The sequence below is a fragment of the Paenarthrobacter sp. AB444 genome (assembly GCF_028736865.1).
GTDB lineage: Bacteria > Actinomycetota > Actinomycetes > Actinomycetales > Micrococcaceae > Arthrobacter > Arthrobacter nicotinovorans_B.
In genome coordinates this window covers 1-25,759 of record NZ_JAQZBY010000015.1, presented here as the reverse complement: position 1 = coordinate 25,759, position 25,759 = coordinate 1, and the positions used below count along the sequence as shown (strand labels likewise).

The 25,759-nt window shown below is 64.0% G+C and carries 22 protein-coding genes and 1 tRNA gene; 14 read left to right on the top strand and 9 right to left on the bottom strand.

Features of this window, described 5'->3' with window-relative positions; genetic code table 11:
• Window positions 1–2: 2 nt before the first annotated feature.
• Window positions 3–425 carry a PIN domain-containing protein gene (locus PQ627_RS16810; protein ID WP_274262609.1) on the top strand — a complete coding sequence of 141 codons (423 nt, stop codon included), beginning with the start codon at window positions 3–5 and terminating at the stop codon, window positions 423–425.
• 96 nt (window positions 426–521) lie between these two features.
• Here the strand turns inward: PQ627_RS16810 and PQ627_RS16805 are convergent.
• Window positions 522–598: transfer RNA gene (locus tag PQ627_RS16805), tRNA-Thr, on the bottom strand.
• A 162-nt stretch (window positions 599–760) separates the two neighbouring features.
• A complete protein-coding gene (locus tag PQ627_RS16800) occupies window positions 761–1,639 on the bottom strand; it encodes a DsbA family protein (protein WP_274262608.1) in 879 nt (292 codons plus the stop codon).
• 176 nt (window positions 1,640–1,815) lie between these two features.
• Here PQ627_RS16800 and PQ627_RS16795 point away from each other — a divergent pair, with 176 nt between their 5' ends.
• The 5 genes from PQ627_RS16795 (at window position 1,816) to PQ627_RS16775 (ending at window position 8,487) form a co-directional block, all read left to right on the top strand.
• Window positions 1,816–3,315, top strand: coding sequence for an alpha,alpha-trehalose-phosphate synthase (UDP-forming) (locus tag PQ627_RS16795; RefSeq protein ID WP_144662835.1), 1,500 nt, complete (start codon window positions 1,816–1,818; stop codon window positions 3,313–3,315).
• Entirely contained in the window at window positions 3,305–4,102 is a 798-nt protein-coding gene (gene otsB, locus PQ627_RS16790; protein ID WP_274262607.1) for a trehalose-phosphatase, read from the top strand. The genes PQ627_RS16795 and otsB overlap by 11 nt, the downstream gene beginning before the upstream one ends.
• 206 nt (window positions 4,103–4,308) lie before the next feature.
• Window positions 4,309–5,391 (top strand): ABC transporter ATP-binding protein, encoded by a 1,083-nt coding sequence (locus PQ627_RS16785; RefSeq protein WP_274262606.1) that lies wholly within the window; start codon window positions 4,309–4,311, stop codon window positions 5,389–5,391.
• An 88-nt stretch (window positions 5,392–5,479) separates the two neighbouring features.
• Window positions 5,480–7,069 carry a beta-N-acetylhexosaminidase gene (locus tag PQ627_RS16780; RefSeq protein ID WP_274262605.1) on the top strand — a complete coding sequence of 530 codons (1,590 nt, stop codon included), beginning with the start codon at window positions 5,480–5,482 and terminating at the stop codon, window positions 7,067–7,069.
• Window positions 7,066–8,487, top strand: coding sequence for a DUF4032 domain-containing protein (locus tag PQ627_RS16775; RefSeq protein ID WP_274262604.1), 1,422 nt, complete (start codon window positions 7,066–7,068; stop codon window positions 8,485–8,487). Before PQ627_RS16780 ends, PQ627_RS16775 begins: the two co-directional genes overlap by 4 nt.
• Here the strand turns inward: PQ627_RS16775 and PQ627_RS16770 are convergent, their stop codons facing one another.
• Both PQ627_RS16770 and PQ627_RS16765 read right to left on the bottom strand, forming a co-directional pair.
• Window positions 8,488–9,171, bottom strand: a complete 684-nt coding sequence (locus PQ627_RS16770) for a GntR family transcriptional regulator (protein WP_260842513.1) — start codon at window positions 9,169–9,171, stop codon at window positions 8,488–8,490.
• Window positions 9,172–9,223: 52 nt separating this feature from the next.
• Window positions 9,224–10,690, bottom strand: coding sequence for a chlorohydrolase family protein (locus tag PQ627_RS16765; RefSeq protein ID WP_274262603.1), 1,467 nt, complete (start codon window positions 10,688–10,690; stop codon window positions 9,224–9,226).
• 161 nt (window positions 10,691–10,851) lie between these two features.
• Between PQ627_RS16765 and PQ627_RS16760 the strand changes: the two genes are divergently transcribed.
• The 6 genes from PQ627_RS16760 (at window position 10,852) to PQ627_RS16735 (ending at window position 18,088) form a co-directional block, all read left to right on the top strand.
• The gene (locus PQ627_RS16760) at window positions 10,852–11,898 is read left to right on the top strand and encodes an ABC transporter permease (RefSeq protein WP_274262602.1); all 1,047 of its coding nucleotides are present in this window, start codon (window positions 10,852–10,854) and stop codon (window positions 11,896–11,898) included.
• Window positions 11,899–11,933: 35 nt separating this feature from the next.
• Window positions 11,934–13,658, top strand: a complete 1,725-nt coding sequence (locus PQ627_RS16755) for an ABC transporter substrate-binding protein (RefSeq protein ID WP_274262601.1) — start codon at window positions 11,934–11,936, stop codon at window positions 13,656–13,658.
• 76 nt (window positions 13,659–13,734) lie between these two features.
• The gene (locus PQ627_RS16750) at window positions 13,735–14,733 is read left to right on the top strand and encodes an ABC transporter permease (protein ID WP_274262600.1); all 999 of its coding nucleotides are present in this window, start codon (window positions 13,735–13,737) and stop codon (window positions 14,731–14,733) included.
• Complete coding sequence (locus PQ627_RS16745) at window positions 14,730–15,776, top strand: ABC transporter ATP-binding protein (protein ID WP_274262599.1); 1,047 nt, start codon at window positions 14,730–14,732, stop codon at window positions 15,774–15,776. Before PQ627_RS16750 ends, PQ627_RS16745 begins: the two co-directional genes overlap by 4 nt.
• 7 nt (window positions 15,777–15,783) lie before the next feature.
• Window positions 15,784–16,806 (top strand): ABC transporter ATP-binding protein, encoded by a 1,023-nt coding sequence (locus PQ627_RS16740; RefSeq protein WP_274262598.1) that lies wholly within the window; start codon window positions 15,784–15,786, stop codon window positions 16,804–16,806.
• Window positions 16,807–16,843: 37 nt separating this feature from the next.
• Complete coding sequence (locus tag PQ627_RS16735) at window positions 16,844–18,088, top strand: amidohydrolase family protein (RefSeq protein ID WP_274262597.1); 1,245 nt, start codon at window positions 16,844–16,846, stop codon at window positions 18,086–18,088.
• 84 nt (window positions 18,089–18,172) lie between these two features.
• On the opposite strand, the gene PQ627_RS16730 is transcribed toward PQ627_RS16735, so the two are convergent.
• From PQ627_RS16730 to PQ627_RS16720, 3 genes are all read right to left on the bottom strand, one after another.
• Entirely contained in the window at window positions 18,173–18,658 is a 486-nt protein-coding gene (locus PQ627_RS16730) for a pyridoxamine 5'-phosphate oxidase family protein (RefSeq protein WP_274262596.1), read from the bottom strand.
• Window positions 18,624–19,970, bottom strand: a complete 1,347-nt coding sequence (locus PQ627_RS16725; RefSeq protein ID WP_274262595.1) for an MFS transporter — start codon at window positions 19,968–19,970, stop codon at window positions 18,624–18,626. Before PQ627_RS16725 ends, PQ627_RS16730 begins: the two co-directional genes overlap by 35 nt.
• Before the next feature lie 174 nt (window positions 19,971–20,144).
• The gene (locus PQ627_RS16720; RefSeq protein WP_274262594.1) at window positions 20,145–21,605 is read right to left on the bottom strand and encodes an FAD-binding oxidoreductase; all 1,461 of its coding nucleotides are present in this window, start codon (window positions 21,603–21,605) and stop codon (window positions 20,145–20,147) included.
• 234 nt (window positions 21,606–21,839) lie between these two features.
• Here PQ627_RS16720 and PQ627_RS16715 point away from each other — a divergent pair, with 234 nt between their 5' ends.
• Both PQ627_RS16715 and PQ627_RS16710 read left to right on the top strand, forming a co-directional pair.
• Entirely contained in the window at window positions 21,840–23,567 is a 1,728-nt protein-coding gene (locus PQ627_RS16715) for a glycoside hydrolase family 13 protein (RefSeq protein ID WP_274262593.1), read from the top strand.
• A 19-nt stretch (window positions 23,568–23,586) separates the two neighbouring features.
• Window positions 23,587–24,609, top strand: coding sequence for a LacI family DNA-binding transcriptional regulator (locus PQ627_RS16710; protein ID WP_274262592.1), 1,023 nt, complete (start codon window positions 23,587–23,589; stop codon window positions 24,607–24,609).
• Window positions 24,610–24,636: 27 nt separating this feature from the next.
• On the opposite strand, the gene PQ627_RS16705 is transcribed toward PQ627_RS16710, so the two are convergent.
• Both PQ627_RS16705 and PQ627_RS16700 read right to left on the bottom strand, forming a co-directional pair.
• Window positions 24,637–25,158, bottom strand: coding sequence for a GNAT family N-acetyltransferase (locus PQ627_RS16705; protein ID WP_274262591.1), 522 nt, complete (start codon window positions 25,156–25,158; stop codon window positions 24,637–24,639).
• Window positions 25,151–25,642, bottom strand: coding sequence for an SRPBCC domain-containing protein (locus PQ627_RS16700; protein WP_274262590.1), 492 nt, complete (start codon window positions 25,640–25,642; stop codon window positions 25,151–25,153). The genes PQ627_RS16705 and PQ627_RS16700 overlap by 8 nt, the downstream gene beginning before the upstream one ends.
• Window positions 25,643–25,759 lie beyond the last annotated feature (117 nt).

Here is a 25,759-nt window from a genome sequence, read left to right as displayed (position 1 = left end):
CCATGGCTTTCAGAGTACTTATTGACGCGTGCGTCCTGCTGCCCTATCAGCTCTGCGATCTGCTCCTTCGCCTTGGCGAAACGGACATTTACCAGCCGGTATGGTCCGACCAGATCCTGGAAGAAGTTGAACGCAACCTGGTCACATCCTTGGGCCGGACGGAGCAGCAGGCCGCCCGTCGTGTAGGGCAGATGCGAAAAGTCTTCCCGCACGCAGAGCTCGACCTCTACCCGCAACAAACAACCCGATGTCTGCAACAGCAGCGAGCCGCCTACAGGAACCCGAGCTTCACCCGGTCCGAGTTCTATAACAGTCTCAGCCAGACAGCACCACAGTTTGCTGATGCCGCTCAGGAATCAGAAGGAGCGGGTGTTTATCTGGAGTTTGTTGCGGGCACCGCGCACGGAACGGTCCCGGGTGGGTGATCACTGGTGCGAGGGGCACGGTCGGCCACCTCAGGGGTCAGCTTGAGGTCCCGGACAAGTGGTACGCCCGCAGGCGCGTCGTGGTTCCGGGTTCGTTGGAGCCCCCTGTCGGATTCGAACCGACGACCCCCGCTTTACAAGAGCGGTGCTCTGGCCAACTGAGCTAAGGAGGCGCGCTCCGGTATCCCGGAGCCACGCTAAAGAGCGCTAGATAAGGGTAGCCCAGACCATTCCCTTCAACGAAATCTGCCTGAACCAACACCCGGCTGAACCACAGCGGCCGGCCACCCCGTAACGCAAGGTGACCGGCCGCCGTCGTAATTCAACTAAGAGGCTTAGCCCTTTGCGGTGATGGCCGTCTGGATCTCGGCGTTGAGGTCGGTGCTGCCGTCCCACTGCTTGCCGTCGACGAAGACGGTCGGGGTGCCCGTGATGCCGATTGCCGCGGCCTCCTGGGTGGCAAACTTCACCCACGGACGGTACTGCTTGCTGTCCACGCATGAGTCGATGTTGGCAGCTCCAACCTCCGTGGCCATGGCCTTGAGGTCCTTGTCGGAGATGCCCGCACTGCCTTCGGCCGGCTGGCGCTCGAAGAGCAGGTTGAAGAAGTCCGCGTACTTCTCAGGGGAGGTGTTCGCTACGCAAGCTGCTGCATTGGCCGCGCGGGACGAGTAGTTGGTGGTGGACTGCTGGTCCAGGAACCCGAGGGCGCGGTATTCGAGGGAGATTTTGCCGTCGTTGCGGAGCTGGGTGAGCGCATCACCGTAGGTGGTCTCGAAGCGCTTGCAGATCGGGCAGATGAAGTCGATGTAGGCAACCACCTTGACCGGCTTTCCGGCCTCGGCCTCACCACCGGGCACGGTTACCGTAGCGGGCTTGGTGGCCGGAGCGGAGGGGACGTCAGCCAGGTTGACGGAGCTGGGCTCTGACTTCTGGATCTCGCTGCCTGCCAGCAGCGTGATGCCGCCGTGGACGTTGCCGTTGGCCGGCGTCGGGCCTTGATCGGCGATCGGGGCGTTGTTCTGGATATTGCCGACAACCACGGCTGCGATGATCGCAACAATGACGACGATGGCAACCACGATGCCCCAGCCGACCAGAAGCTTGTTGCGCTTGTCCTTCTTCAACTGTTCTTCGCGGATTGCCCGCGCTTTCTCCCGTGCCTGGGCGGTGCGTTCGGCCTTTGACAGGCGGGATTCGTTTGCGGGGCTCATCAGTTCCTCGGGTTACTCGACGTCGTAGTGAATAGCTAGGGCAACGGGGACAGTTTACGGGAGCCAACTTGGAGCTCCACCGCATACCCTCCCGTCCGGTTGTTGAACGATCAACCGCCGGGGAAGATTCCGCTAGTAGGCTGGGAGTTGAGTCACAGCAACCCCAGGGAGCATTAATGCAGGAACCGGCAAGCGAAAAACTCACAACCGAGCAGGGCACCCGGTCGTCTCCGACCAAGAAGCCCACGGCGAGCAAGTTCGAGTTCATGGTGGTCTCCAACAGACTGCCGGTGGACCGTTGCAATGACGACGGAGACGACGGCGGAGGCGGCTGGCGCCGTTCGCCCGGCGGTTTGGTCACGGCTTTGGCGCCAATGATGACGAAGTCCGACGGCGCGTGGGTGGGTTGGCATGGCGCCCCGGATGAGACCGTGCGCCCGTTCAGCCATGAAGGCATGGACCTGGTCCCGGTACAGCTGAGCAGCCATGAAGTTGAGCTGTATTACGAAGGCTTCTCCAACGCCACCATCTGGCCGCTGTACCACGACGTGATCGCTCCGCCGGAGTTCCACCGTACGTGGTGGGATTCCTACCGGGCCGTGAACAAGAAGTTCGCCGACGCCGTCATCCGCCACGCTGCCGACGGCGCCACGGTCTGGGTCCAGGACTACCAGCTCCAGCTGGTTCCCCGCCTCCTCCGTGAAGCCCGGCCGGACCTCAAGATCGGCTTCTTCAACCACATCCCGTTCCCTCCCCCGGAGATCTTCGCGCAGCTCCCGTGGCGCCGTGACATCATCGACGGCTTGCTCGGCGCCGACCTCCTGGGATTCCAGCGGCCCAGCGATGCCGGCAACTTCATGCGCTCGGCACGCCGGTTCCTGGGTGCCAGCGTCAAGCAGCAGCAGGTCCACGTGAAGGGCCCGGACGGCGAAGTCACGCATATCGCCAGGGCGCAGGCTTTCCCGATCTCCATCGACGTGGACCAGATCCGGGAGCTGGCAGGCCGCCCGGACATCATTGAGCGCGCCAAGCAGATCCGCAAGGACCTCGGCGATCCCAAAACCATCCTTTTGGGCGTGGACCGCCTGGACTACACCAAGGGAATCGGCCACCGGCTGAAGGCTTTCGAGGAACTCCTGGCGGACGGCCAGATCAAGGTCGAAGACGCCACCCTCATCCAGGTCGCAAGCCCCAGCCGTGAGCGCGTGGAGCAGTACCGGCTCCTCCGCGAGGAAATCGAAGGCACCGTGGGTCACATCAACGGCACCTACGACACCATCCAAAACACGGCAGTCCGCTACCTGCACCACAGCTACCCGGTGGAGGAAATGGTGGCGCTCTACCTCGCCGCAGACGTAATGCTGGTGACGGCATTGCGCGACGGCATGAACCTGGTGGCCAAGGAATACGTCACGGCACGCTCGGATGACGACGGTGCGCTTGTCCTCAGCGAGTTCGCCGGTGCCGCCGACCAGCTCAAGCAGGCGTTCCTGATCAACCCGCACGATATCGACGGCCTCAAATCCGCGATCCTGCGGGCCGTGAACCTGCCGCCGAAGGAAGCACGCCGGCGCATGAAGCTGATGCGCAAGCAAATCCTGGACCACGACGTCGACTACTGGTCGGCTGCTTTCCTGGCTGCCCTCGAAGAGAAGGTGGTTCGGGATGACAGCTGAGCATCTGACCTTGTCCCCGGAGTTGCTGGACGCGGTGCGGCGCATCTCCTCCACTGAGCACCTGCTGGTGGCATTGGACTTCGACGGAACACTGTCACCGATCGTTGACCGGGCCGAGGACGCACGGCCGTTACCACGGTCGGCGGCGGCCTTGGAGAGCCTCGCCGAACTGCCACGCACGACGACGGCACTCATCTCGGGACGCGCCCTGGACAGTTTGCGGCTGGTCGCTTCTCCCCCGAAAAGCACGCTGCTGATCGGCAGTCACGGGGCCGAGGTGTGGCTGGGCGAAGGATCCCTCGGACTGGAACTCGATGATGACCAGCGGCAGAAGCTGGCCGCCGTCCGTGAGGTCCTTGCCGAGATCGTGAATATCGCCCCCGGCACTGTGCTCGAAGACAAGCCCGCCGGGGTGGTCCTCCACACCCGGATGGCTGACGACGACGTTGCCGAGGACGCCGTCGAAGCTGCCACCAGGGTCCTCAGCGAGCACCCGGGCGTCTATCTGAAGACGGGCAAACGCGTGCTGGAAACCTCCGTGGTCCATGCTTCCAAAGGGGAGGCTGTGGAGTTCCTCCGCCAGGCGACTGGCGCCACGGCCATCCTGTTCGCCGGTGACGACGTCACGGACGAAGACGCCTTGGGCCGTCTCATGGGGGACGATGTCGGCATCAAGGTAGGCCTCGATTTCACCCAGGCGCAGTACCGGGTGGAAGCTCCGGTCCATGTTGCGGAGTTGCTGGAAGCGTTACTCAAGGAGCGTCGCCGCGTGACGGCTGAATCCTAGAACATGATCAAGTCAACGTGTGATGTTCGTAACATTTAGGCGGTTACTCAAAAAGTCTGACATACTCTTGCTTGTGACGTGACGCACAGTAACCGTGCGGCGTTATGGATCCTCCCCGGCCCCTGGCCCGGGAGTTCAACTGAAGAAAATGAACCATTCACAACGGATCGTCCGGCACGTACCTGCCGGTGAAGGGATTGATAACTGTGGCTACAGTTACTTTTGATAACGCTACGCGTCTGTACCCGGGCACAGATAAGCCCGCCGTCGATAAGCTCAACATCGACATCGCCGATGGCGAATTCCTGGTCCTCGTTGGACCCTCCGGTTGCGGTAAGTCCACCTCCCTGCGCATGCTCGCAGGTCTTGAGGACGTGAACGCCGGCCGCATCCTGATCGGTGACCGCGACGTCACGGACGTTCCCCCGAAGGACCGCGACATTGCAATGGTCTTCCAGAACTACGCTCTGTACCCGCACATGACCGTTGCGGACAACATGGGCTTCGCACTGAAGATCGCCGGCGTCTCCAAGGAAGAGCGCGCAGAGCGTGTCCGCGAAGCCGCCAAGCTCCTTGACCTCGAGCAGTACCTGGACCGCAAGCCGAAGGCACTCTCCGGTGGTCAGCGCCAGCGTGTTGCCATGGGCCGCGCAATCGTCCGTAACCCGCAGGTCTTCCTCATGGATGAGCCGCTGTCCAACCTTGACGCCAAGCTCCGTGTCCAGACCCGTACGCAGATCGCATCCTTGACCCGCCGCCTCGGCGTCACCACGGTTTACGTGACGCACGACCAGGTCGAGGCCATGACCATGGGTGACCGCGTAGCAGTCCTCAAGGACGGCCTGCTCCAGCAGGTTGACACCCCGCGCAACCTCTACGACCGCCCGCAGAACGTTTTCGTCGCAGGCTTCATCGGCTCCCCGGCCATGAACCTGCTGGAACTGCCGGTTGTCGACGGCGGCGTCCAGTTCGGTGGAACGGTTTACCCCGTGCCGCGCGACGTCCTCGAAGAGGCACACGGCCAGACCGTTACCGTCGGTTCCCGCCCCGAGGACCTCGAGACCGCTCCGCATGGCGAAGGCCTCCAGGTTGAGGTCGACGTCGTCGAAGAGCTCGGCGCCGACGCTTACGTCTACGGCCACACCATCCTTGATGGCAAGAGCCACGACATCGTTGCACGCGTAGACGGCCGTCGCCCTCCGATGAAGGGTGAGTCCATCTTCGTCCGTCCGCAGTCCGGCCACGTGCACCTGTTCGACACCAAGACGGGCCTGCGCCTGGGCGACTGATCGCGTCTGTACGTTCCGCAGTGTGATGGCGGCCCGACCCTTCCGGTCGGGCCGTTATCACGTTAACCTTCTTCCCGGAAAGAACGGCATGAACACCACAGACAACCTGATTCCCCGCCCCTCCCACGTTGCGCCCCAGGACGGCCCGGCCTTCACTCTCGCAGCCGGCGCAAGGATCGTAGCCAGCGGCTCCGCCACGCAGGCCGCCGAACAGCTGGCCACCTTGCTCCGCTCCGGCACGGGCCACGAACTGCCCATCGTCGAAGCTTCCCGCCCCGGGGACATAACCCTGGAGTTGGATGAATCGCCCGACGGCGGCCCCGAGGCCTATGCGCTGACCGTCGCCGATGACGGTGTCCGGCTTACAGCCTCCACCCCTGCGGGCCTCTTTCATGGAGTACAGACGCTGCGGCAGCTGTTCCCTGCCGCCATCGAGGAAAGCGCCGGAGACGGCGACGCCGGCACCTGGGTGGTTCCCGCCGTCGAAATTTTGGACGCCCCGCGCTTTGGGTACCGCGGGCTCATGCTGGACGTAGCCCGGAACTTCCTAACAGTGGAGGAGGTGAAGGAGCAGATCGATGTCATGACCCAGTTCAAGTTCAATGCCCTCCACCTGCACTTGACCGATGACCAGGGCTGGCGGATCGAGATCCACCAGCCGGCGGAGAGCCCTTCCGGCCTGGACTACCGGCAGCTGACGGCGATCGGCGGACAGGGTGCCGTCGAGGTGCCAACGGCGCACCCGCCCCGCGGCAACTCCGGCTTCTACACACAAGAAGATTTCAAGGACCTCCAGGCCTACGCCGCCTCCAAGAACGTGGTAGTGATACCCGAGATCGACCTTCCAGGCCACGTCAACGCGGCCCTCGCGGCCATCCCCCAGCTCAACCCGGACGGCCAGGCCAAGCCCATGAGCACCACTTCGGAGGTGGGATGGTCAACGTTGAGTGCGGACCTGCCGGTGACCTACGAATTCGTCCGTGAAGTCCTTGGCCAGCTTGCCGCGATCACGACCGGCCCTTATGTGCACATAGGCGGCGACGAAGCCCACGTCACCGGGCACGATGACTACATCACCATGGTCCAGGAGTTCGTTCGGATCGGCGCCGAAACCGGCAAGGCGGTGGTCGGCTGGAACGAGTACGCCGCCGTCGACCTTCCAGAGGGTTCGGTGATCCAGTACTGGTTCGGCGATCTGGACGCCACCGTCCGGAAAGCCTCCGCTGCCGCACCCACTGTGATCATGTCCCCCGCGGCCAACACGTACCTGGACCAGAAGTACTCGCCGGAAAGCCCCATCGGCCTCGAATGGGTTGAGGGCGGGCCCTTCACCTGGGCCGAGTACTACAACTGGGATCCAGCCCAGGGCGGCCTGCACGACGAACAAATCCTGGGTATAGAAGGACCACTCTGGACCGAAACTGTGCGGAACAACCAACAGGCACAGTGGCTCCTGTACCCCCGGGCCATTTCCCTTGCGGAAGTTGGCTGGTCCGAACAGGAGGTCCGCAACGCCGGCGACTTCCGACGTCGGCTGGGCGCCTTCGGTGAGCGCCTCGCCAAGCAGGGGGTCGTCTTCCAGGAGGCCCCCGACGTCGAATGGTCGGCGAAGCCGGCAGATCCCTTCCCGGCGCCAGGTGCGCCGGTATCCCCCGAATACGGAACAATTGAGGCATGAGCGAGCAAAACGAAGCCCAGTGGCACGACGAACCCACCGACTACGGGCAGATCGGCAAGCTCCCCCGGACCGAGGCCGCAAGTGCACAGGATTCTGCACCTCCGGCCAGTGTCATTGGTTCGCTGAACATTACGGCCGCAGCCGCCGACCCTGAGCTCCTGGACCTGCCGTGGCACATCGCCCTGGAAGATTGGCCAGCTGAGTATCTGGCGGCGCTCCCCCGCGGTATCTCCCGGCACATTGTCCGTTTCGCCCACTTGGGCGGCTCGGTGATCGCCATCAAGGAAACGTCCGAGCACGTGGCGCGCCACGAGTACCACATGCTGCGCAAACTCGCCCGTCTGGACGTCCCGTGCGTGGAGCCCGTGGCCGTCATCACCGGCCGCACCACAGCCGACGGCAAGCCGCTCAACCCCGTGCTCGTGACCCGGCACTTGAAGTTCTCCATGCCGTACCGCGCCTTGTTTTCGCAGATGCTCCGCAAGGACACTCTGACCCGTCTGATCGACGCTCAGGCGCTGCTGCTGGTCCGGCTGCACCTGATTGGCTTCTATTGGGGCGACGTTTCCCTGTCCAACACGCTGTTCCGCCGTGATGCGGGCGCGTTTGCGGCGTATCTGGTGGATGCGGAAACAGGCGAGCTCTACCCGGACCTGTCCATGGGCCAGCGGGAATATGATCTCGAGATCGCCCGCGTGAACATCGCCGGTGAGCTGATGGACCTCCTCGATGGCGGGCTCATCGAGGAGAAGGTGGATCCAGTGGCCACCAGTGAGCTGATCATGGGCAGCTACCGCCGGCTCTGGACGGAGCTCACTGAGAAGGAATCGTTCGAACTGGGCGAGCGCTGGCGTGTGGGTGCCCGCATCCGTCGCCTCAACGAGCTCGGCTTCGACGTCGAGGAATACGCCATCAAGACCACGGCGGACGGCTCCACCATCCAGCTTCAGCCAAAAGTCGTCGACGCCGGCCATCACCAGCGGCGGTTGCTGCGCCTTACCGGCTTGGATGCCCAGGAGAACCAGGCACGCAGGCTCCTGAACGACATGGACCAGTTCCGGGCTGACAACAACCCGGACCTGGACGAGGAAATCAGTGCCCACATCTGGGTCAGCCAGATCTTCGAACCCATCGTGCGTTCCATCCCCCGGCACCTCGCTGGAAAGCTGGAGCCCGCTGAGGTGGTGCACGAAGTCCTGGAGCACCGCTGGTACATGAGCCAGAAGCAGGACCGCTACGTGCCCCTGGCTGAAACTGTGCAGTCGTACCTGGACACCGTGCTGCAGCACCGCCGCGACGAGGCAGCCATCATGCTGAACCCGGACACGGAGCTGCTCAAGATCCTTGAGGTCGAGGTAGAGGAATCCGGCCGGTACGACGACGAGGAAGAAGACGCCTACCCCGACGCCGACGACTAGTCAGGGTTCCAGGGTTTCCGCGAGCCCGGCGAGGACAGGTTCGCGGCCCAGTTCAATGTGCGAGTACGCCAGGGAGTAGGCCAGGTCGGGCTTGCCTTTGAGGATCGCGTTGCACAGCTCGGTGTGTTCGTCGCGCTGGAGTTCGTGGCTGCGGTTGTGGGTGAGGCCGAAGATCCAGCGCATGCGCCCGAACAACGGCTTCACCGACTCGATCAGGAGGCTGTTCCCGGAGAGGCGCACGATTTCGGCGTGCAGCTCGGCGCTGATCAAGGCGACGTCGTCAGTGCGGTCGTCGTCGATGGCCGCACGGGAGGCCTCCATGAGTTCCTCGAGCCGACCACCGTCGCCACCTTCGGCCACGCGGGTTGCCGCCATGCGGGCTGCGAACGTCTCCAGGCAGAGCCGGACGTCGAAGAGTTCGTTGACATCGGTGAGCGTCAGCTGGCGCACCACGGCACCGCGCCGCGGGAAGGTGGCCACGAAGCCGTCCTGCTCCAGCCGTTGGATGGCCTCCCGGACCGGGATGCGGGAGACGTTGTAGATCTCGGAAAGTTCACGTTCGCGCAAGCGGGCACCTTGGGCGTATTTGCCCGTAACGATGCCTTCGAGCACCAGTTGGTACACGTTCTCCGCGCGGGCCTCGTCATCGCGGCCATTCCCGGTTTCCGGCGTCGCCTCAGCCACTGTGGAACTTCCCTTCAATCCTGCGTACGCTCCCCTCACCGGTCGGCGCCGGTCAGCGTTCCAACCGAGCATACACGGGAGGAAACAGCTCGTCGGCGGACCGGTTCCGGGTGTCACGGTCGCTGTAGGCCCGGCGCATCGTGTCGAAAAGTTCCTGCCCCCTGGCCCGCCAGAATTCCAGGTCCACACCGTCGATGGCACCGTCGGCCATGATGGTCCTTCCGGCTACTACTGACAGCACGGCCTGGCGGGCTGTTCCATTGAGAAGGAGGGTTCGCAGCGGGTCCTCGTGGACGCCGTCGCGAATGTCGCTTAGGGAGAACGCCACCAGGTCTGCCTGGGCACCCGGTTCGAGCCGGCCAAGGTCAGGGCGCCTTAGCGCCTGCGCACCGCCCAGGGTTGCGGCGTCGAAGTACCCGGCGACGTCACCGGCGTCGTTGGTTCCGGCGAGGATTTTGGCGAGCTGAACTCCGGCATCGATGCCGCGAATGAGATCGGGCGGGAAGGAGTCCGTACCCAGGGAGATGTTGATTCCCGCTTCCTTGTAGGCGTTGAAGGAATCCAGTGTGCTGCCGTAGCGCATGGAGGTCAGGGGGCAGTGGATGATGCTGGCGCCGCTGTCGGCCAGCCGGGCGAGGTCTCCACGGTCTTCGCCGTGGACCGAGGGATTTCTGTCAGTGTAGGTGGCATGCGGTATCAGGAGGCGCTCGTTGAGCAGGCCAACCTGATCCAGGAGTTCCAGGGGCGTCATGCCGTGCCAGTCCATGATGAGCTGACGTTCAACCAGGCCTTGGAGTGAGTGAAGGCGCACCAGGACATCCCGTTCGGTGGAGGCAACTGCAGTCTCCTTGAGCAGCTGGAAGTCCAAGGTCTCTATCCTGCAAGGAAGCAGTACTCCACTGACCAGGGGATCGTTGAGTTCGTTGGTGTAGTCAATGAAGCGCAAGGCACCGGCCAGGCCTTCACGGCCGCGGTCGTCGTCGAACATCACTGAGCGTTCACCGTCGGACAGCACCACGTTCACGCCAGAGCGATAGGCGGGGCCGAGGTATCCGCGCAGCCCCAGGCGCCGGCTGGTCTCCGCCATGCCCACCAGTTCCTCGACGGGCTCGGCCCATTCGGAGTGCACTTCGGAGGCAATGGGCATGTAGGTGGTGATGCCGTGCAGGACCAGCTGTATCAAGGCGTATTCGCGGATCTGCTGGCGTTCTTCGGCGGTAAAGACGTTGTCGCGGCGGTTCCGGAAGTAGTCCTCCGACCACTGATGGCCTTTGGCCTGCTCCGGACCGGCCCAGCTGTCCAGGATGAGGTGGTCGATGTCCGTGAGGGCATCGAGGTCGATCAATCCCGGCATCAGCAGGGCATCGCCCAGGTTACGATCCTCATCCACCGGCCCGGCATAGTCATGGCCCACGTAGTCGATGGTGTGGCCGCTGTAGACCACACAGGCGTTTTCCAACAGGACATGGCGCCCGTTGTGATGGCCCAGTACATAGCGGGCGGTGACTTTGACGGGCACGGTGCCTCCTGGTTCCCGTCCCGGGAAGGACGGCTCGTCTTACTCTCTGGTATTCCAAACAGTACATTATTTGTGATTTACATCGCATGAATCCTGCTCTAGTCTATTTTGGTATACAAGAACTCCGGAGCCCGCTCCAGATCACGAAACGAGCAGAACCGTTGACCCAAATACAGTCCGTCGAACCCAACACCGGTAGCCCGCCGCTTCCACCAGCAACGACGCTGGCGACGACGCCGGCGGGCACTGCCGCCACCGCCGAAGCACGATCCCTGCTCGCCACCGCGTGGATGAGGATCAGGCGCAGCAAGATCGCCCTCACCAGCTTGTGCGTCGTCGTGGCGATCATGCTGTTCGCGGTCCTGGCCCCCGTGCTCAGCGCAATGTCCGGGAACGATCCCTTCACCTCAAACACCAGCCCGGAGGTACTCGACGATTTCCAGACTCCCGGGCTGCCCCTCCCCGGTTACATGTACCCCTCGGCCCAGCACTGGTTGGGCGTGGAGCCCGGCCTGGGCCGGGACCTCTTCGCCAGGCTCGCGTACGGCGGCCAGGTTTCCCTGACAATCGCTTTGCTGTCCACTGCGGTCTCCGTGGTCCTTGGAACGGTCCTCGGCGCCGCCGCCGGCTACTTTGGCGGCAAGACCGACGCCATCATCAGTCGGATCATGGACCTCTTCCTGGCCTTCCCGCACCTTCTGTTGGTGCTCTCCCTCACGCCCATCCTGCAGTCACGCCTCCGGGACACCCCGCTGGGCGAAGGCAGCTTCCTCCCCATGGCTTCGCTGGTGATCATTCTGGGCTTCTTTGGCTGGGCCTACCTCGCCAGGATCGTCCGCGGCCAGGTGTTGAGCCTCCGCGAGCGCGAGTTCGTCGAAGCCGCGCGGTCCTTCGGTGCGTCGCATCTGAGCGTCCTGTTCAAACAGATCATCCCCAACGTCATGGGTGTCGTCCTGGTCTACGCCACCATGCTGATCCCCACCAACATCTCCGCTGAAGCAGCCCTGTCCTTCCTGGGCGTCGGCGTCAAGGACCCCACACCGTCGTGGGGCCAGATGCTCAACGCCGCCCAATCCGGCAACTGGTACCTCAGCGACCCATGGTTCCTTGCCGTCCCGGGCGTCATGCTCATCGTCACCGTTCTGGCGTTCAACCTCCTCGGCGATGCCGTCCGGGATGCACTCGATCCCAAGGCCTCACGCCACTAACAAACCTCCGTTTCACTCACATCCCTAGGAGCATTATGAAAACCCCCACGAGAGCACTGGCGCTTTCCGTGCTGATTGCCGTGGCCGCTACCGGCTGCGCGGCAGGCCAAAACCAGCCTGGCAGTTCCAAGCCTGCCGAATCCGTCACCGAGCTGGCGCCCGTTGTGGTCAAGTCCGGCTTCACCGGCAAGGGCGGCAACATCAACGTCCTGATGTCCTCGGACTTCCAGACCTTGGATCCCGGAAACAGCAACTACGTTCAGACCGCCAACGTCGGACAGCTCTTCTACCGGACACTCACCATGGCCAAGGAAACGGCGGGGCAACCGCCGACGGTGGTGCCGGACCTCGCTACGGACACCGGCAAGGCTTCCGACGACGGCCTGAGCTGGACCTTCACCCTCAAGGAAGGCGTGAAGTTCGAGGACGGCACGCCCATTACTTCGGCCGACATCAAGTACGGCGTGGAGCGCACCTTCGCGCAGGATGTTTTCACCCAGGCGCCGCAGGAGTTGAATGCAGCGCTCGACGCCGGCGGGTACAAGGGGCCTTACAAGGATCCTTCCGCTGTGCTCAAGGCGGTTGAAACACCGGACGAGCGCACCGTGGTCTTCCACCTGAAGAAGCCGTTCGCCGAATTCCCGGCGCTGGCTTCCCGGTCCAACACCGCGCCGGTCCCCAAGGCCAAGGACACCAAGCTGGACTACACCAACCACCCGGTATCGTCCGGTCCGTACATGGTGGAGTCCTACAACCGGGGCAAGTCGTTGAAGCTGGTCCGCAACCCGCACTGGGACCCGTCCACGGACCCCAACCGTTCGGCGCTTCCGGACACGTTCAGCTTCTCCCTCTCCACGTCCCAGGCCACCATCAGCCAGCGGCTGCTGGCGGACTCGGATCCAAACGCCATCACGCTTGATTCCAACGGCGCCCTGCAGACCTCGGACTCCGCGAAACTCGCTGACGCCAAGGTCAAGGACCGTGTGGCATCCGGGCTGCTTGGCTGCAACGATGTCCTGAGCCTGAACACGGAAAAGATCAAGGACCCGGATGTCCGTAAGGCAATCGCCCTGGCCCTGGACCGCCAATCCATTCTGGTGCAGTACGGCGGACGACGCTTTGGCGAACTGACCCAGAGCCCGCTGAACGACAAGATGCGCGGCTACGTGGAGACGCCGCTGGAACTTGACCCGGCCGGCAAGCCCAAACTCGAAGAGGCCAAGAAGCTGCTTGAAGGAAAGGAATACCCCAAAACCCTTACGTACGGCTACGCCAACAACCGCGACGCCTTCAAGAACACCGGCACCGTGGTCCAGCAGAACCTGAAGGCCCTGGGAATCGACGTTGAGCTCGTGCCGATTCCCGCCCCGAACTACTACTCGGTCCTTGCCAGCGAGCAGCTCCCGGACATGGGCCGCTCCGGTTGGTGTGGAGGGGCCGATCCCGCTTCCGTCCGTACCTCCGCGGATCCGTTGCTGGGACCGAACAATGACGGCACCAGTTATGGCTTCTCCAACACGTCCCGCTACTTCGATCCCGAAGTTTCCAAGACGATGTTCGAGCTGCGCAACACGGACGGCTCCTCCGAGGAACTGGGCAAGAAGTGGTCGGAAGCCTTTGGTACAGCGTTGAAGACCTACCCGATTGTGCCGCTCATCCGCACCCACACCAACAGCGTGGTGGGCTCCAATGTCCGCAACGCCCAGGTGGGCTACTTCTTCGGTGGCATCGACCTCTCGATCGTCGGCGTCGAGCACTAACTGCGCTTTCGAACCATTAGTCCAGAAGGAGAAGCGGGCCGCCTGCAGTAGCGGGCGGCCCGCAACCACCACCATGATGACGTTCATTCTTCGCCGGGCCGGATCTTTGGTCCTGCTCCTTTTCGCAGTAAGTTTCATCACCTTCACCTTGTTCCAGCTGGGACCGTCCGACCCCGCAGCGGCTGCCTGCGGCCAGGAGTGCACACCCGAGCGCGTCTCCGAGGCCCGTGTTGCCTTGGGCATGGACCAACCGTTTTTCATCCAGTACTTCGACTACATCCGGGGGCTCTTCTCCTCGAGGATGATCGGAGCCCCGGGGGCACAGACCCTCTGCGAATGGCCTTGCCTGGGCAAGTCCTTCCAAACCAACGAGAACGTCGCTGACATCATCGGCCGATCACTGCCCTACACCTTCTCCATGGCCATCGGCGCGTTGGTGCTCTGGACCATCACGGGCGTGGGGCTCGGCCTCCTCGCTGCGTTGCGCAAGGGAACCCCGGTGGACAAGTTCATTGTCGGGGCCGCCTCTGTGGGCGTCTCGCTGCCTATCCCCGTCACAGGCCTCTTCCTGCTGCTCTTGTTCGTCAACCAACTCCATCTGCTGCCCTTCACCACCAACGAGATCAACAGCCCGTTCGGTCCACAGGGTCCGGGAGCCTGGGTGGCCAACTACCTGCTACCCTGGATCGCCTTGGCAGTGCTCTTCAGCGCCTCCTACATCCGGGTGACGCGCACCAACATGATTGAGACGTTCGGTGAGGACTTCATCCGCACAGCACGCGCGAAAGGCCTCGCACCCCGGACCGTCACGTTCAAGCACGGCGTCCGGGCCGGCATCACCCCGGTAGTGACGATGCTGGGCATGGACATTGGCCTCTTGCTCGGCGGCGCTGTCCTCACGGAGCAGATCTTCTCCGTCCCTGGCCTGGGTTTCACGGCAGTGCACGCCGCCATCTCCGGCGACCTCCCTGTCACCATGGCCATCACCATGCTGGCCGCGTTCTTCGTCATCGTCGCCAACGTTGCCGTGGACCTCGCCTATGCCGCCATCGATCCCAGAGTGAGGCTCCAATGACCCAGCTCCACACAGCAACAACAACGGCGAGCGCCACAGCTACCGCGTCTTTCCTTGAGGTCCGCGACCTGACCGTGAAGTTCCCTACGGACGACGGCGTTGTCTCCGCAGTGAACGGCATGGACTTCACGCTGGATCGCGGCCAGACCCTTGGCATCGTGGGTGAATCGGGCTCCGGAAAGTCCGTAACCAGCCAGGCGCTGATGGGCCTGTTGAAAGGCACCTCGGCAAAGGTCAGCGGCCAGGCAATGTTCCAGGGCAAGGACCTTGTTGCCCTCCCCGAGTCGGCCATGCGCCAACTCCGCGGCCGCAACATCGGCATGATCTTCCAGGATCCCCTCTCGGCCCTCCACCCCTTCTACACGGTGGGGCACCAGATCGCGGAGGCGTACCTGGTCCATAACAAGGCGAGCAAGAAGCAGGCCCGGGCTGCCGCCGTCGACATGCTGGGACGGGTGGGAATTCCCAGCCCGGAGCAGCGCTTCGACGAATACCCGCACCATTTCTCGGGGGGCATGCGGCAGCGCGCCATGATCGCGATGGCGTTGATTTGCGAGCCCGAACTCCTGATCGCGGATGAGCCCACCACAGCCTTGGATGTAACGGTCCAGGCCCAGATCCTGGATCTCATGTCAGAGCTCCAGGAGGAGACCAACTCGGCGCTCATCCTCATCACGCACGACCTCGGCGTCGTGGCCGAGGTCTGCGACAACGTTCTGGTCATGTACGGCGGCCAGTGCGTCGAGTCCGGGACGGTGGACGAAGTCTTCTACGACACCCAGCACCCGTACACCTTGGGCCTGCTCAACTCAATGCCGACGCTCACCGGCGACGCAAGCCAGCTGACCCCCATCCCCGGCCAGCCGCCGTCGCTCCTTGACCTGCCCAAGGGCTGCATTTTCAGCGCACGGTGCCAATACGCCGATCTCGCCGGCGACGGCATCTGCGCCAGCCAACGGCCCGGACTCCGCGTCGAAGATGGGCACGGCAAGCGCTGCCACCTGAGCGGCCCGCAGATCATCACCATCCGGAATTCCCGTTAGGACTGCCATGGAACAGCAAGCAATTCTCCAGGTAGAGAACCTGCAGAAACATTTTCCGCTGAAGGGCGGCCTCCTTCCGGGCGCCGCCAAACGTTCGGTCAAAGCGGTCGACGGCGTATCGTTCAGTCTCGCTCGAGGCCAGACTTTGGGGCTGGTCGGTGAGTCCGGATGCGGCAAGTCCACCACCGGACGCATGGTGGCCCGGCTACTGGATCCGACCGGCGGACGAATCCTGGTGGACGGCGAGGACATCAGCCAGCTGCGCGGCCGGGACCTGTACAACTTCCGGCGCAAGGTCCAGATGATCTTCCAGGACCCTTTCGCGTCCCTGAACCCGCGACAATCCGTGGGGACCGCCATCGCGGCTCCCATGGTGGCGCAGAAGATCAACCCACCCGGTGGACTGAAGAACAGGGTCAAGGAACTCCTGGACCAGGTGGGACTGAAGCCGGAGCACTACAACCGCTTCCCCCATGAATTTTCCGGCGGGCAGCGGCAGCGGGTGGGCATCGCCCGGGCCATATCACTGAACCCGTCGGTGATCGTGTGCGACGAACCTGTGTCCGCCTTGGACGTTTCAGTCCAGGCGCAGGTAGTGAACCTGCTCCAGCAAATCCAGCGGGACACCGGGGTTTCCTACATCTTCATCGCCCACGATCTCTCTGTGGTCCGGCACATCTCCCACGAAGTTGCCGTCATGTATCTGGGCAAGATCGTGGAACAAGGGCCCCGGGATGCTTTGTTCAGCAACCCCTTGCATCCGTATACCAAGGCCCTCCTTTCCGCTGTCCCGCTGCCCGATCCGCGTGCTGCCCGTGAACAGGTGAAAGTGCGGCTCCGGGGAGATCTTCCGTCGCCCGCCAATCCGCCCAGCGGCTGCGTCTTCCGGACCCGTTGCCCGCTGATCGGCACACTCCCGGAGGAGCAACGCAGGCGCTGCATCGACTCGATTCCGGCGCCCGCCACACCGGCCGCGCCGGCCTGCCACCACGTGGACAGTGCCGCAAAAGTCTTGACCGCCGCGCAATAACCGGCAGTCAATGGATTCACTACCGAAGGAGCAAGCATTGAAAACCCTGATCCGCGCCGTCCGCCCCTGGGGGCAGGCCCTCAGCGACGTCACCCTCGCCGCAGGCGAAGCGGGCGACTCCGAATCGGGCGGCAAGATCACCGCCGTCGAACCGCATGACCCGTCACGCGCCATTCCAGGCGACGTGACCGTCGTGGAAGGCCGCGGGCGCTTGCTGCTGCCATCCTTCTCCGACGTGCACGTCCATCTGGATTCCACCCGGATCGGCTTGCCGTTCCGTGAACACACCGGCGGGCCGGGTGTGTGGACCATGATGATGAACGACCGGCAGAACTGGCGCAACGCCGAGGTGCCCTTGCAGGACCGTGTGAACGACACCCTAGGCCGGATGATCGCGCGGGGCACCACCCGGGTCCGTTCTTACGCCCAGGTCGACGTGGACTGCCGTCTGGAGCGTTTCGACGCCGTTGCTGCCGCCAAGGAGAAGTTCGCGGCGCAGGCGTCCGTGGAGATCATTGCCTTCCCGCAGGCTGGCCTGTTGCTGGAGGAGGGCACCGTGGAACTCATGGAAGAAGCCCTCAAAGCCGGGGCCAATGTGATGGGCGGAATTGATCCTTGCAGTCTGGACCGGGATCCGGCCAGGCATCTGGACATCGTGTTCGGCCTGGCGGAGAAATACCAGGTTCCCATCGATATCCACCTCCACGAACCGGGCGAGCTGGGTGTCTTCAGCACCGATCTGGTACTGGAGCGGACCCGTGCTTTGGGTATGCAGGGCAAGGTGACCATGTCCCACGCCTACCAACTGGGCAGCGTCAATGAGGCCACTACCCGGAGGTTGATTGATGCCTTCGCGGAGCTTGACGTCTCCCTGGCTTCGGTTGCTCCCGCTGCCGCCGGTCAGCTGCCCATACCTCTGCTGACCGAGGCCGGGGTCCGCCTTGGCCTGGGCGAGGACGGTCAGCGCGACTACTGGTCCCCCTACGGCAATACCGACATGCTGGACCGGACCTGGCAGCTGGCCTTCACGCACGGTTTCCGGAAGGACGAGCTGATTGAGCACTGCCTGGCGATCGCCACCATCGGTGGTGCCAGCATTCTGGACCCCGGCGCGACCAGGCTGAAGGACACCGCCCACCGGCCCGGCGTCGAGGTCGGCGATCCCGCGGAGCTGCTCCTGGTGGACGGCGAAACCGTGGCCTCCACGGTGATGGACCGGGGCAAGGACCGCACGGTCATTCATGCCGGTCGCGTTGTGGCGGACCAGCTGGACCTCGCTTAGCTGTTGCCGAACCCGCTCTTGCACGGAGCTCTGGCCGTCGTACGGTGAGGACTCCGCGTAAGGGCGGGTTCTTTGCTGCCCGGCCTACTCGCTCCGCGCCGTGGGTGCTCCATCCATCGGGGTCCACCACGTATCCGGCGGCGTCACCGTGAACCGGCGTCCGGTCACGGAAGAGGGAATGATCCTGATGAACTGGTCCTTCTGGCCCGCCTCCCAAGGGAAAAGCAGGAGGCCGATGGTATCCAGCACTTCCTGCGTCAGGCTCACAGCGGTGGCTTGTCCCTTGACGACTACGCTCCAGGCCACTTCGGTTTCAGGATTCACGCCGTCGGCCTCGATGGCGACAGGGGTATCGCTGAGTGCCGCGTGCAGCTTGGTGCCTTCTCCTGTCCGGAACACCATGGTGCCGTGGTCCACCTTGTAGTTCACGGGAAAAATGTCCGGGTGGTGGTCCACCACCACGGCCAGCCGGCCCACAGAAACGCCGCGGAGCAGCTCCCAGCATTCGTTGGTTTCAAGGATTTCCGTGGCCGGGCTACTTGGCTGGTTCGTCGATGATGAGTTGCTCATACCGCGAGGATACGCCGCTGGATTGCCCTCTGACAGTCCCGGGACCGACGCTCACCAATGGCCCGCGGATGGCGAAGAAGCCGGCGACGGCGAGCACCACCGCTTCCGCGGCCAGCACGCAGAAGGTTACCTCCCAGCCTCCGGTGATCTCGTGCAGCAGCCCCGCCAGCAACGGACCCAACGAGGCCAGCGCGAAGCCAAACCCTTGGCTCATGGCGGACAGTTTCCCGGCCGACTCCGGTCCGGCCGATCGAATCACCATCAACGCCATGCCGAGTCCGAACCCGGCACTTTGCACAACCCCCAGGATCCCCACTGCCAGGAACTGGAGCTCCGCAGGCGCCGCCAGAACACCGAGCAGTGCCGCAGCCACCGAGAGTCCCAGCCCCGGCGCCAGGATCCGAAGGATCGCAGGCCGGCTGGCCAGGACGGGAGCCAGGAGGCTGGCCGGGAGTCCGGCGAGGCTGAACCAGGCAAGGAGCGCAGCGGCATCGGCAGGGCCAAGCCCGCGGGACACCAGGTAGACAGCCAGCCAGGATGTGATGGCGAAGTACAGCATGGCCTGGAGGCCAAAGAAGGCCGTCACGGCCCATGCGGTGCGTTGCCTTCTGAGCGGAGTGCTAACGTCTGACGGCGCTCCTGGCGCGCCGTCCGCCTTGGCGCCGACCGCGGTGGCACCGACCGCCGTGGTGACGGAGGCGGGCGAGGCGACTGCCGCCGTCGGACGCCCTCCAGAGCGGTGGATCAGGAACGCACCGATGAGGGCCGGTACCGCCCATACCGCCAGTGCCGAGGGAAGATTACCGCCGAAGGCCAGTTCCAGGGGTTGGACCAGGCCCGCACCGAGCGCCGCGCCGAGACCGAATCCCATGGTGCACAGACCCGTCCACCAGCCAGTCCCCCTGTTGGCCTTGACGATCTGGGGCACCAGCACACTGGCGGTCATGATGGACATACCAGCCAGGAAGGTCCCGGGCAGCAGGAGTGCAGGTACGGTCGAGCGGACAATCAATGCTGCCGCCAATACCATCAGCGCGACGGCGACGGCCCGGCCGGTCCCGAGGCGTCGGGCCAACCACGGTCCGATCGGCCCGGACACGCCGAAAGCAAACACAGGCAGGGTGCCCAGCAGGGGCAGCAGAGCCGGATCCAGGCCGAACACCCCGGGTACCTGCGCCATGACGCCTGCGACGGTGGTGATGGCGGGACGGAGATTGACGGACACCAGCACCAAGGCGAGCAACACCAAAGCCGTAGAGACATGGGAGCGACGTCCCGAAGGTTGGGGCACCGCCCGGCGCTGTTCTGACACGTCGATCTCCTCATAGCCTCTTTGGTATACCAAATAAGACTATGGGTTGATCGCTTGGATGTAAATCCGCGTCCACAAGCGGCATGACGTCAGCCAGCGTTACGTGGTGACAGGCTTGGGATACCAATTAGTGCGTTGCGGGAACCCCGCCACACGCCCGCCCCTTCGGACTCGCTAGATGGCCTTCCCCGGATTCAGGATTCCCTGAGGATCAAACAGCTCTTTGATCCTGCGCTGCAGCTCCCGCACCGGTTCAGGCTGCTCCAGCCCGAGCCACCGCAGCTTGTACTGCCCTACCCCATGCTCACCGGTGATGGTGCCACCCATCTCCAGGCCCACACGGATCGATTCGTCCAGGGCAGCATTGAGTCGCACCAAGGCATCGGCGTCTGTTGCGGGATCCACCCGGTCCATCCAGAACGTTGGGTGCAGGTTACCGTCGCCGGCGTGGGCCACCACTTTGAGGTTGACCTCGAAGCGCTTGGCCATTGCCTCGAGCGAGGCTACGAAGTCCACCAGGCGCGACCGCGGCACGGCGATGTCCTCGCCCACCCTGAACTCATCGTCCACCTCCACGCCGCGGCTGTTGCGGCGCAGTTCCACCAGCATTTCGGCCTCGGCGCTGGCTTCCGTGGTCACTGTGGCGCCGCCTGCGGCGAGAACCTGCCGGACGACGTCGGCCTCTGCAGCCGCACCGAAACCGTCGGCTTGGATCAGGAGCAACGACTTGCCACGCTTTTGCAGATCCCCTCCGTGGAGTTCATCAAGCTGGACCAGTGTTCCGTTGTCGAGCAATTCCATGATGGCTGGCTGCACGCGCGCCTTCCCCACCGCCAGGACGCCCGCGGCGGCACTCCGGAAGTCCTGATAGAACGCGGCGATGGTGTGGACCTCCCGCGGCAGGTACTTCAGCCGGACGGTCACCCCCACCACGATGCCGAGGGTTCCTTCCGAGCCCACCAGCAGCGCCGTGAGGTCGTAGCCGGCCACGCCCTTGAAGGTCTGGTGGCCGGTATGCATGAGCGACCCATCCGCCATGACGACGTCGAGCGCCAACACCGAGTCGCGTGTCACCCCGTATTTGGCGCAGCGGAGCCCTCCGGCGTTGGTGGCGACGTTGCCGCCAATGGTGGACATTTTGTAACTTGCCGGGTCGGGCGCATACATCAGGCCGTATTCGGCGGCGGCGGCGTTCAGGTCGGCGTTGATGACGCCGGGTTCGACGACGGCGGTCTCGTCATCGGGGTTGAGGTCCAGAATGCGGTTCATCCGCTCCAGGCTCAGGACGATGCAGCCTTCGGTGGCGTGGGCCCCTCCGGACACACCGGTTCCGGCCCCGCGGGCGACGATCGGCACCTGGTGCGCGGCACAGCTTCGAACCACGTGCTGCACGTCCGTCACCGATTCGGCCCACACAACGGCGAGCGGCAGGTGCCGCTCCACCATTGGCCCTTGATCGACCGAGTAGACCGTCAGGGTTTCTTCGTCCCGGGCTACCTGCCTGGCCTCGAGGCCGCTGGCGAGCCCGTCCAGGAAGGCCCCACGTTCAGTGCGCGCCCCGGCGTTTGCCTCACCCATGGTGCGGCTTCTGATGCTTTCTGCTGATGTTCCGGCGATGGCCGTTTCGTCCGACAAGACATTCCCTCCACATGAGCAACGCGGACACGCCAAACCGGCAGTCTTCGCAGTCGTCAGGCCAGTCTAGCCAGAGCATCGCGGATGCTTTCAGGGCCGCATCTGCAAACGTTTCCACCAGTCCGACTGTCACGCTGCACGCAATGCGGTGTGCATAGCTAAAGGCTTGTAATAACAGCAGCCTTAGCACTGGAAGCGTTTACAATTTTGGTGATCCTCTTCTACGATGACTCCATGTCCGTTGATTCCTTGCTCCAGGATTCCGCCGTCGAGCCCCCTGCAGCGTTTACGCAAATCACCCCCATCCACGATGCCTCCACGGCCCACGGTTGGTGGCGTTCCGCAGTGATTTACCAGATCTATCCGCGGTCCTTCCGGGATCTCAGTGGCGATGGCATCGGCGACCTCGCGGGCATCACCGCCGAGCTCGCGCAGCTGGCAGGCCTGGGAGTCGACGCCGTCTGGTTGTCGCCGTTCTACCGCTCGCCTCAGCGTGACGCCGGGTACGACGTCAGCGACTACTGCGACGTCGATCCCCTGTTCGGAACGCTGACAGACTTTGATGCCCTGATTGCCGAAGCCAACAGGCTCAATCTCCGGGTGATTGCCGACATCGTCCCCAACCACTGCTCGGACCAGCACGTCGATTTCCAGGCCGCTTTGGCAGCGGGACCGCACAGCCCCGAGCGGGAGGTCTTCATTTTCCGGGACGGACTTGGACCGGACGGCAACGAACCACCCAACAACTGGCAGTCGCACTTCGGCGGACCGGCCTGGACCCGGGTCATCGAGCCTGACGGCCAGGCAGGACAGTGGTACCTCCACCTCTTCGATTCCTCGCAGCCGGACTTCAACTGGGACAACCCTGCGGTCCGCGCCGAGTTCGAACGCGTCCTCCGCTTCTGGTTGGACCGTGGAATTTCCGGCTTCCGGGTGGACGTAGCCCATGCACTGGTGAAGGCTCCCGGCCTGCCGAACTGGGGCGGACGGGCCGACGGCAACAGTTCAGAAGGCTTCCCGGGGCAGGACGCTCCCATGTTTGGCCAGCCAGCCCTGCACGACATCTACCGTCGCTGGCGTTCCATCCTGGAGGAGTACGGCCCGGACCGCATCCTGTGCGCCGAGGCCAACGTGGATCCGCTCCCCCGCCTGGCCCAATGGGTCCGCCCTGACGAAATGCACCAGGCTTTCAACTTCCCCTACCTGCACGCCGGCCTGGACCTCAACCGCCTGCGCCACATCATCACCGACTCGCTGATCTCCCTGGACGCAGTGGGCGCCCCGAGCACCTGGGTCCTGTCCAACCACGACGTCGTCCGCCACGTCTCGCGCTTCGGCTACGACGGCCCGGGCCCCCGTGATGGCGACGGCATCGGCCCGGACGACGTCCAACCCAACGAAGAACTCGGACGACGGCGGGCTGCCGCGGCGACCGCGTTCATGCTCGGCCTGCCAGGCGGGGCCTACCTCTACCAAGGCGAGGAGCTTGGCCTTCCCGACTCCACGAGCATCCCGGCAAGCATGCGCCAGGACCCCACGTTCGCCCGCACCGGTGGGGCCAGGATCGGGCGCGACGGCTGCCGCGTTCCGCTGCCTTGGCGTTCTGCTGAACCCCACGCGGGATTTGGGCACGGCCTGGATCCCTGGCTGCCACAACCCGAGTCTTGGCCCACGTTGGCGAGGGACCAGCAGGAGTCCGATCCGGCGTCGCACCTTAACCTGTACCGCGCGCTGCTTGCCGAACGGGCGCGGCTTGGGCTGGGCGCAGGGTCGCTCGCCTGGGTGGAGGACTACTGCACGGAATCCACCCTCGCGTACCTGAATGGAAACACCCTGGTTGTCATGAACGTCGGGGCGGAATCCCTTCCGTTGCCAGCGGGCGAGGTCATCCTGCGCAGCTCCGCGGCCGAAGCCACGCATCCACTAGGCTCGGGGGAGACAATCTGGCTTTCAGCCAGCTAATTTCCCACCAAGGAGCAGCATGACCGGCATCAAGGACGTAGCCGAGCACGCAGGGCTTTCCGTCGCCACGGTGTCGCGGGCCTTGAGCGGCAAAGGGCACGTCTCCCCCGCCAGCCGGGAGCGTGCACGCGCCGCGGCTGCCGAGCTCGGTTTTGTGTTGTCCTACCATGCCTCCAGCCTGGCCTCCGGCCGTACGCACAACGTTGGCCTGGTGGTTCCCTCGGTCCACCGCTGGTTCTATTCAGCGGTGGTCGAGGGTGCTTCGGCAGCGCTCCTCGAAGCCGGCTACGACCTCACCCTGTACAACATCGGCGAAAACCCTGCGCGCCGCCACAGCGTCTTCAGCGATTTCCTGCTGCGCAAACGCGTCGACGCTGTGATCGCCGTGTCCCTGGAACTCAGCGAAAGCGAGACCCGGCAACTCCACGCCATGCACCGGCCCATCGTGGGCATTGGCGGTCCACTTCCGGGAGCTTCTACCATCCGAATCAATGACGCTGGCATAGCAATGCAGGCCACCAACCATCTGTTGGGGCTTGGGCACAGCAAGATCGCGCACATCACGGGAAACGAAGCCTACGACCAAGACTTCCAGCTGCCCGGAACCCGCCGCAGCGGCTTCGAAAAGGCAATGAACGACGCCGGCTGCAAGGTCAGGCCCGAATGGATCGTTACGGCTGACTTCACCATCGAAGGTGCGTACGCCGCGGCGCGGCAACTGCTCGGGAGTGCACGTGACCGGCCCACCGCCGTCTTCGCGGCCTCCGATGAAATGGCTATCGGCACCATCCTGGCAGCCCGCGATTTCGGACTACGCATTCCTGAGGACCTCTCCGTCATGGGCATCGACGGACACGACCTTGGAGCCGTCCTGGGCCTGACCACGATCGACCAGGACGCCAAAGGCCAGGGGGCCTTGGCCGTCCAAACCCTCCTTGGAGCGATCAACAACGGCCTGGTACTCGAGCCTGCCGATGCTGAACACCCCACCACGTTGGTGATTCGGAACAGCACAGCCGTGCCGAAAGCTGTTGTCACTTAGGGCGCAGGTAACGCGCCCACGGGGCCGCTATGGCAGCGGGCGCTCCATGAAGAGTTCCAGCTTGGTGGTGTCCTGCGGGTAGGGGCGGCTGGCGCCGTTCATCACGAAACCGTGGCGGCGGTAGAAAGCCTGGGCACGCGGGTTGTCCTGGTGGACACCCAGTTCAAGGGAATGCGCGCTGAGCTCGTTCGCCGCTGCCTCGCTCGCCTGCTGCAGGAGTTCATCGGCCAATCCAAGTCCACGATATTCGGGCGCTACGTACACACTGATAAGCACTGCCTGCAGCGGCCGGCTCGGATCCTGGGGATGCTTCACGGCTACCCGCATGAGGGCACAGAACCTGGAGCCATCCTCACCGTCGTCGGCCACCAGGGTGATGCTCGCGTCACCGGACATGGCGACGGCGCGCTCCTGCCACTGGCTGTCCGTCTGTCGCCGTGCAGCGTCAATGCTCTCGATGTAGGCCATGGGGGTATCCGCGAGCATCTCCAGACGGACCTTTTTCAGGAGTTGCCAGTCCGCTGCGTTGAGCCTGCGAACCCTAGGCAACTGCTCCGCCCATGAACCTTGCGTAACGCTCCAGGACCCGGGGCCAGCCTTCGGCGTACGATGCCCTCGAAGCTGCAGGATCTTCTGCACCCTCCCAGCCGTCATGGATCAGGCGGACTTCCGTGCCGCCCTCCACTGCACTGAAGACCACCCGGATCTCGGTGGACCACAACGGCGTGCCGGCGGGGTACCAGCTGGCATGGAAGGACAACGGCGGCTGCCAGTCATCAATGGTGCCCCACACTGATGTACGGCCGTCCTCGGCCGTCTCCAGGATGAGGTTCTCCTCAAACTCCACGTGGGAGCCCGCGCCATAAACACTCTCCTCTTCCAGCGGCCACCACAGATGGGGATGATCCGTAAATCCCTGGAAGGCATGGGGGACAGTCGTGGGTACGACGACACTGACGATGAGCGGCTCAAGGTCCTCGCCGGTGCGGGACGCCTCGGGCTCTTGTTCAGGGTGGCTGAAGAGGTTTTCCATGACCACCCACTCTACCGGGGCTGGAGGCGCCGGGGGTGGCGGAGGCTGCCCTCATTGCATGGTGTGTGTGGTTGTTAAAGTCGAAAGGCCCCAACCGTCGTGGTTGGGGCCTTTCTG

Bases quoted from the DNA above. Each gene is read 5' to 3' on its own strand.
- otsB (WP_274262607.1), top strand. From the start codon at position 3,305: ATGACAGCTGAGCATCTGACCTTGTCCCCGGAGTTGCTGGACGCGGTG.
- PQ627_RS16775 (WP_274262604.1), top strand. From the start codon at position 7,066: ATGAGCGAGCAAAACGAAGCCCAGTGGCACGACGAACCCACCGACTAC.
- PQ627_RS16710 (WP_274262592.1), top strand. From the start codon at position 23,587: ATGACCGGCATCAAGGACGTAGCCGAGCACGCAGGGCTTTCCGTCGCC.
- PQ627_RS16730 (WP_274262596.1), bottom strand. From the start codon at position 18,658: ATGAGCAACTCATCATCGACGAACCAGCCAAGTAGCCCGGCCACGGAA.
- PQ627_RS16810 (WP_274262609.1), top strand. From the start codon at position 3: ATGGCTTTCAGAGTACTTATTGACGCGTGCGTCCTGCTGCCCTATCAG.
- PQ627_RS16755 (WP_274262601.1), top strand. From the start codon at position 11,934: ATGAAAACCCCCACGAGAGCACTGGCGCTTTCCGTGCTGATTGCCGTG.
- PQ627_RS16780 (WP_274262605.1), top strand. From the start codon at position 5,480: ATGAACACCACAGACAACCTGATTCCCCGCCCCTCCCACGTTGCGCCC.
- PQ627_RS16745 (WP_274262599.1), top strand. From the start codon at position 14,730: ATGACCCAGCTCCACACAGCAACAACAACGGCGAGCGCCACAGCTACC.
- PQ627_RS16715 (WP_274262593.1), top strand. From the start codon at position 21,840: ATGTCCGTTGATTCCTTGCTCCAGGATTCCGCCGTCGAGCCCCCTGCA.
- PQ627_RS16700 (WP_274262590.1), bottom strand. From the start codon at position 25,642: ATGGAAAACCTCTTCAGCCACCCTGAACAAGAGCCCGAGGCGTCCCGC.
- PQ627_RS16795 (WP_144662835.1), top strand. From the start codon at position 1,816: ATGCAGGAACCGGCAAGCGAAAAACTCACAACCGAGCAGGGCACCCGG.
- PQ627_RS16750 (WP_274262600.1), top strand. From the start codon at position 13,735: ATGACGTTCATTCTTCGCCGGGCCGGATCTTTGGTCCTGCTCCTTTTC.
- PQ627_RS16800 (WP_274262608.1), bottom strand. From the start codon at position 1,639: ATGAGCCCCGCAAACGAATCCCGCCTGTCAAAGGCCGAACGCACCGCC.
- PQ627_RS16740 (WP_274262598.1), top strand. From the start codon at position 15,784: ATGGAACAGCAAGCAATTCTCCAGGTAGAGAACCTGCAGAAACATTTT.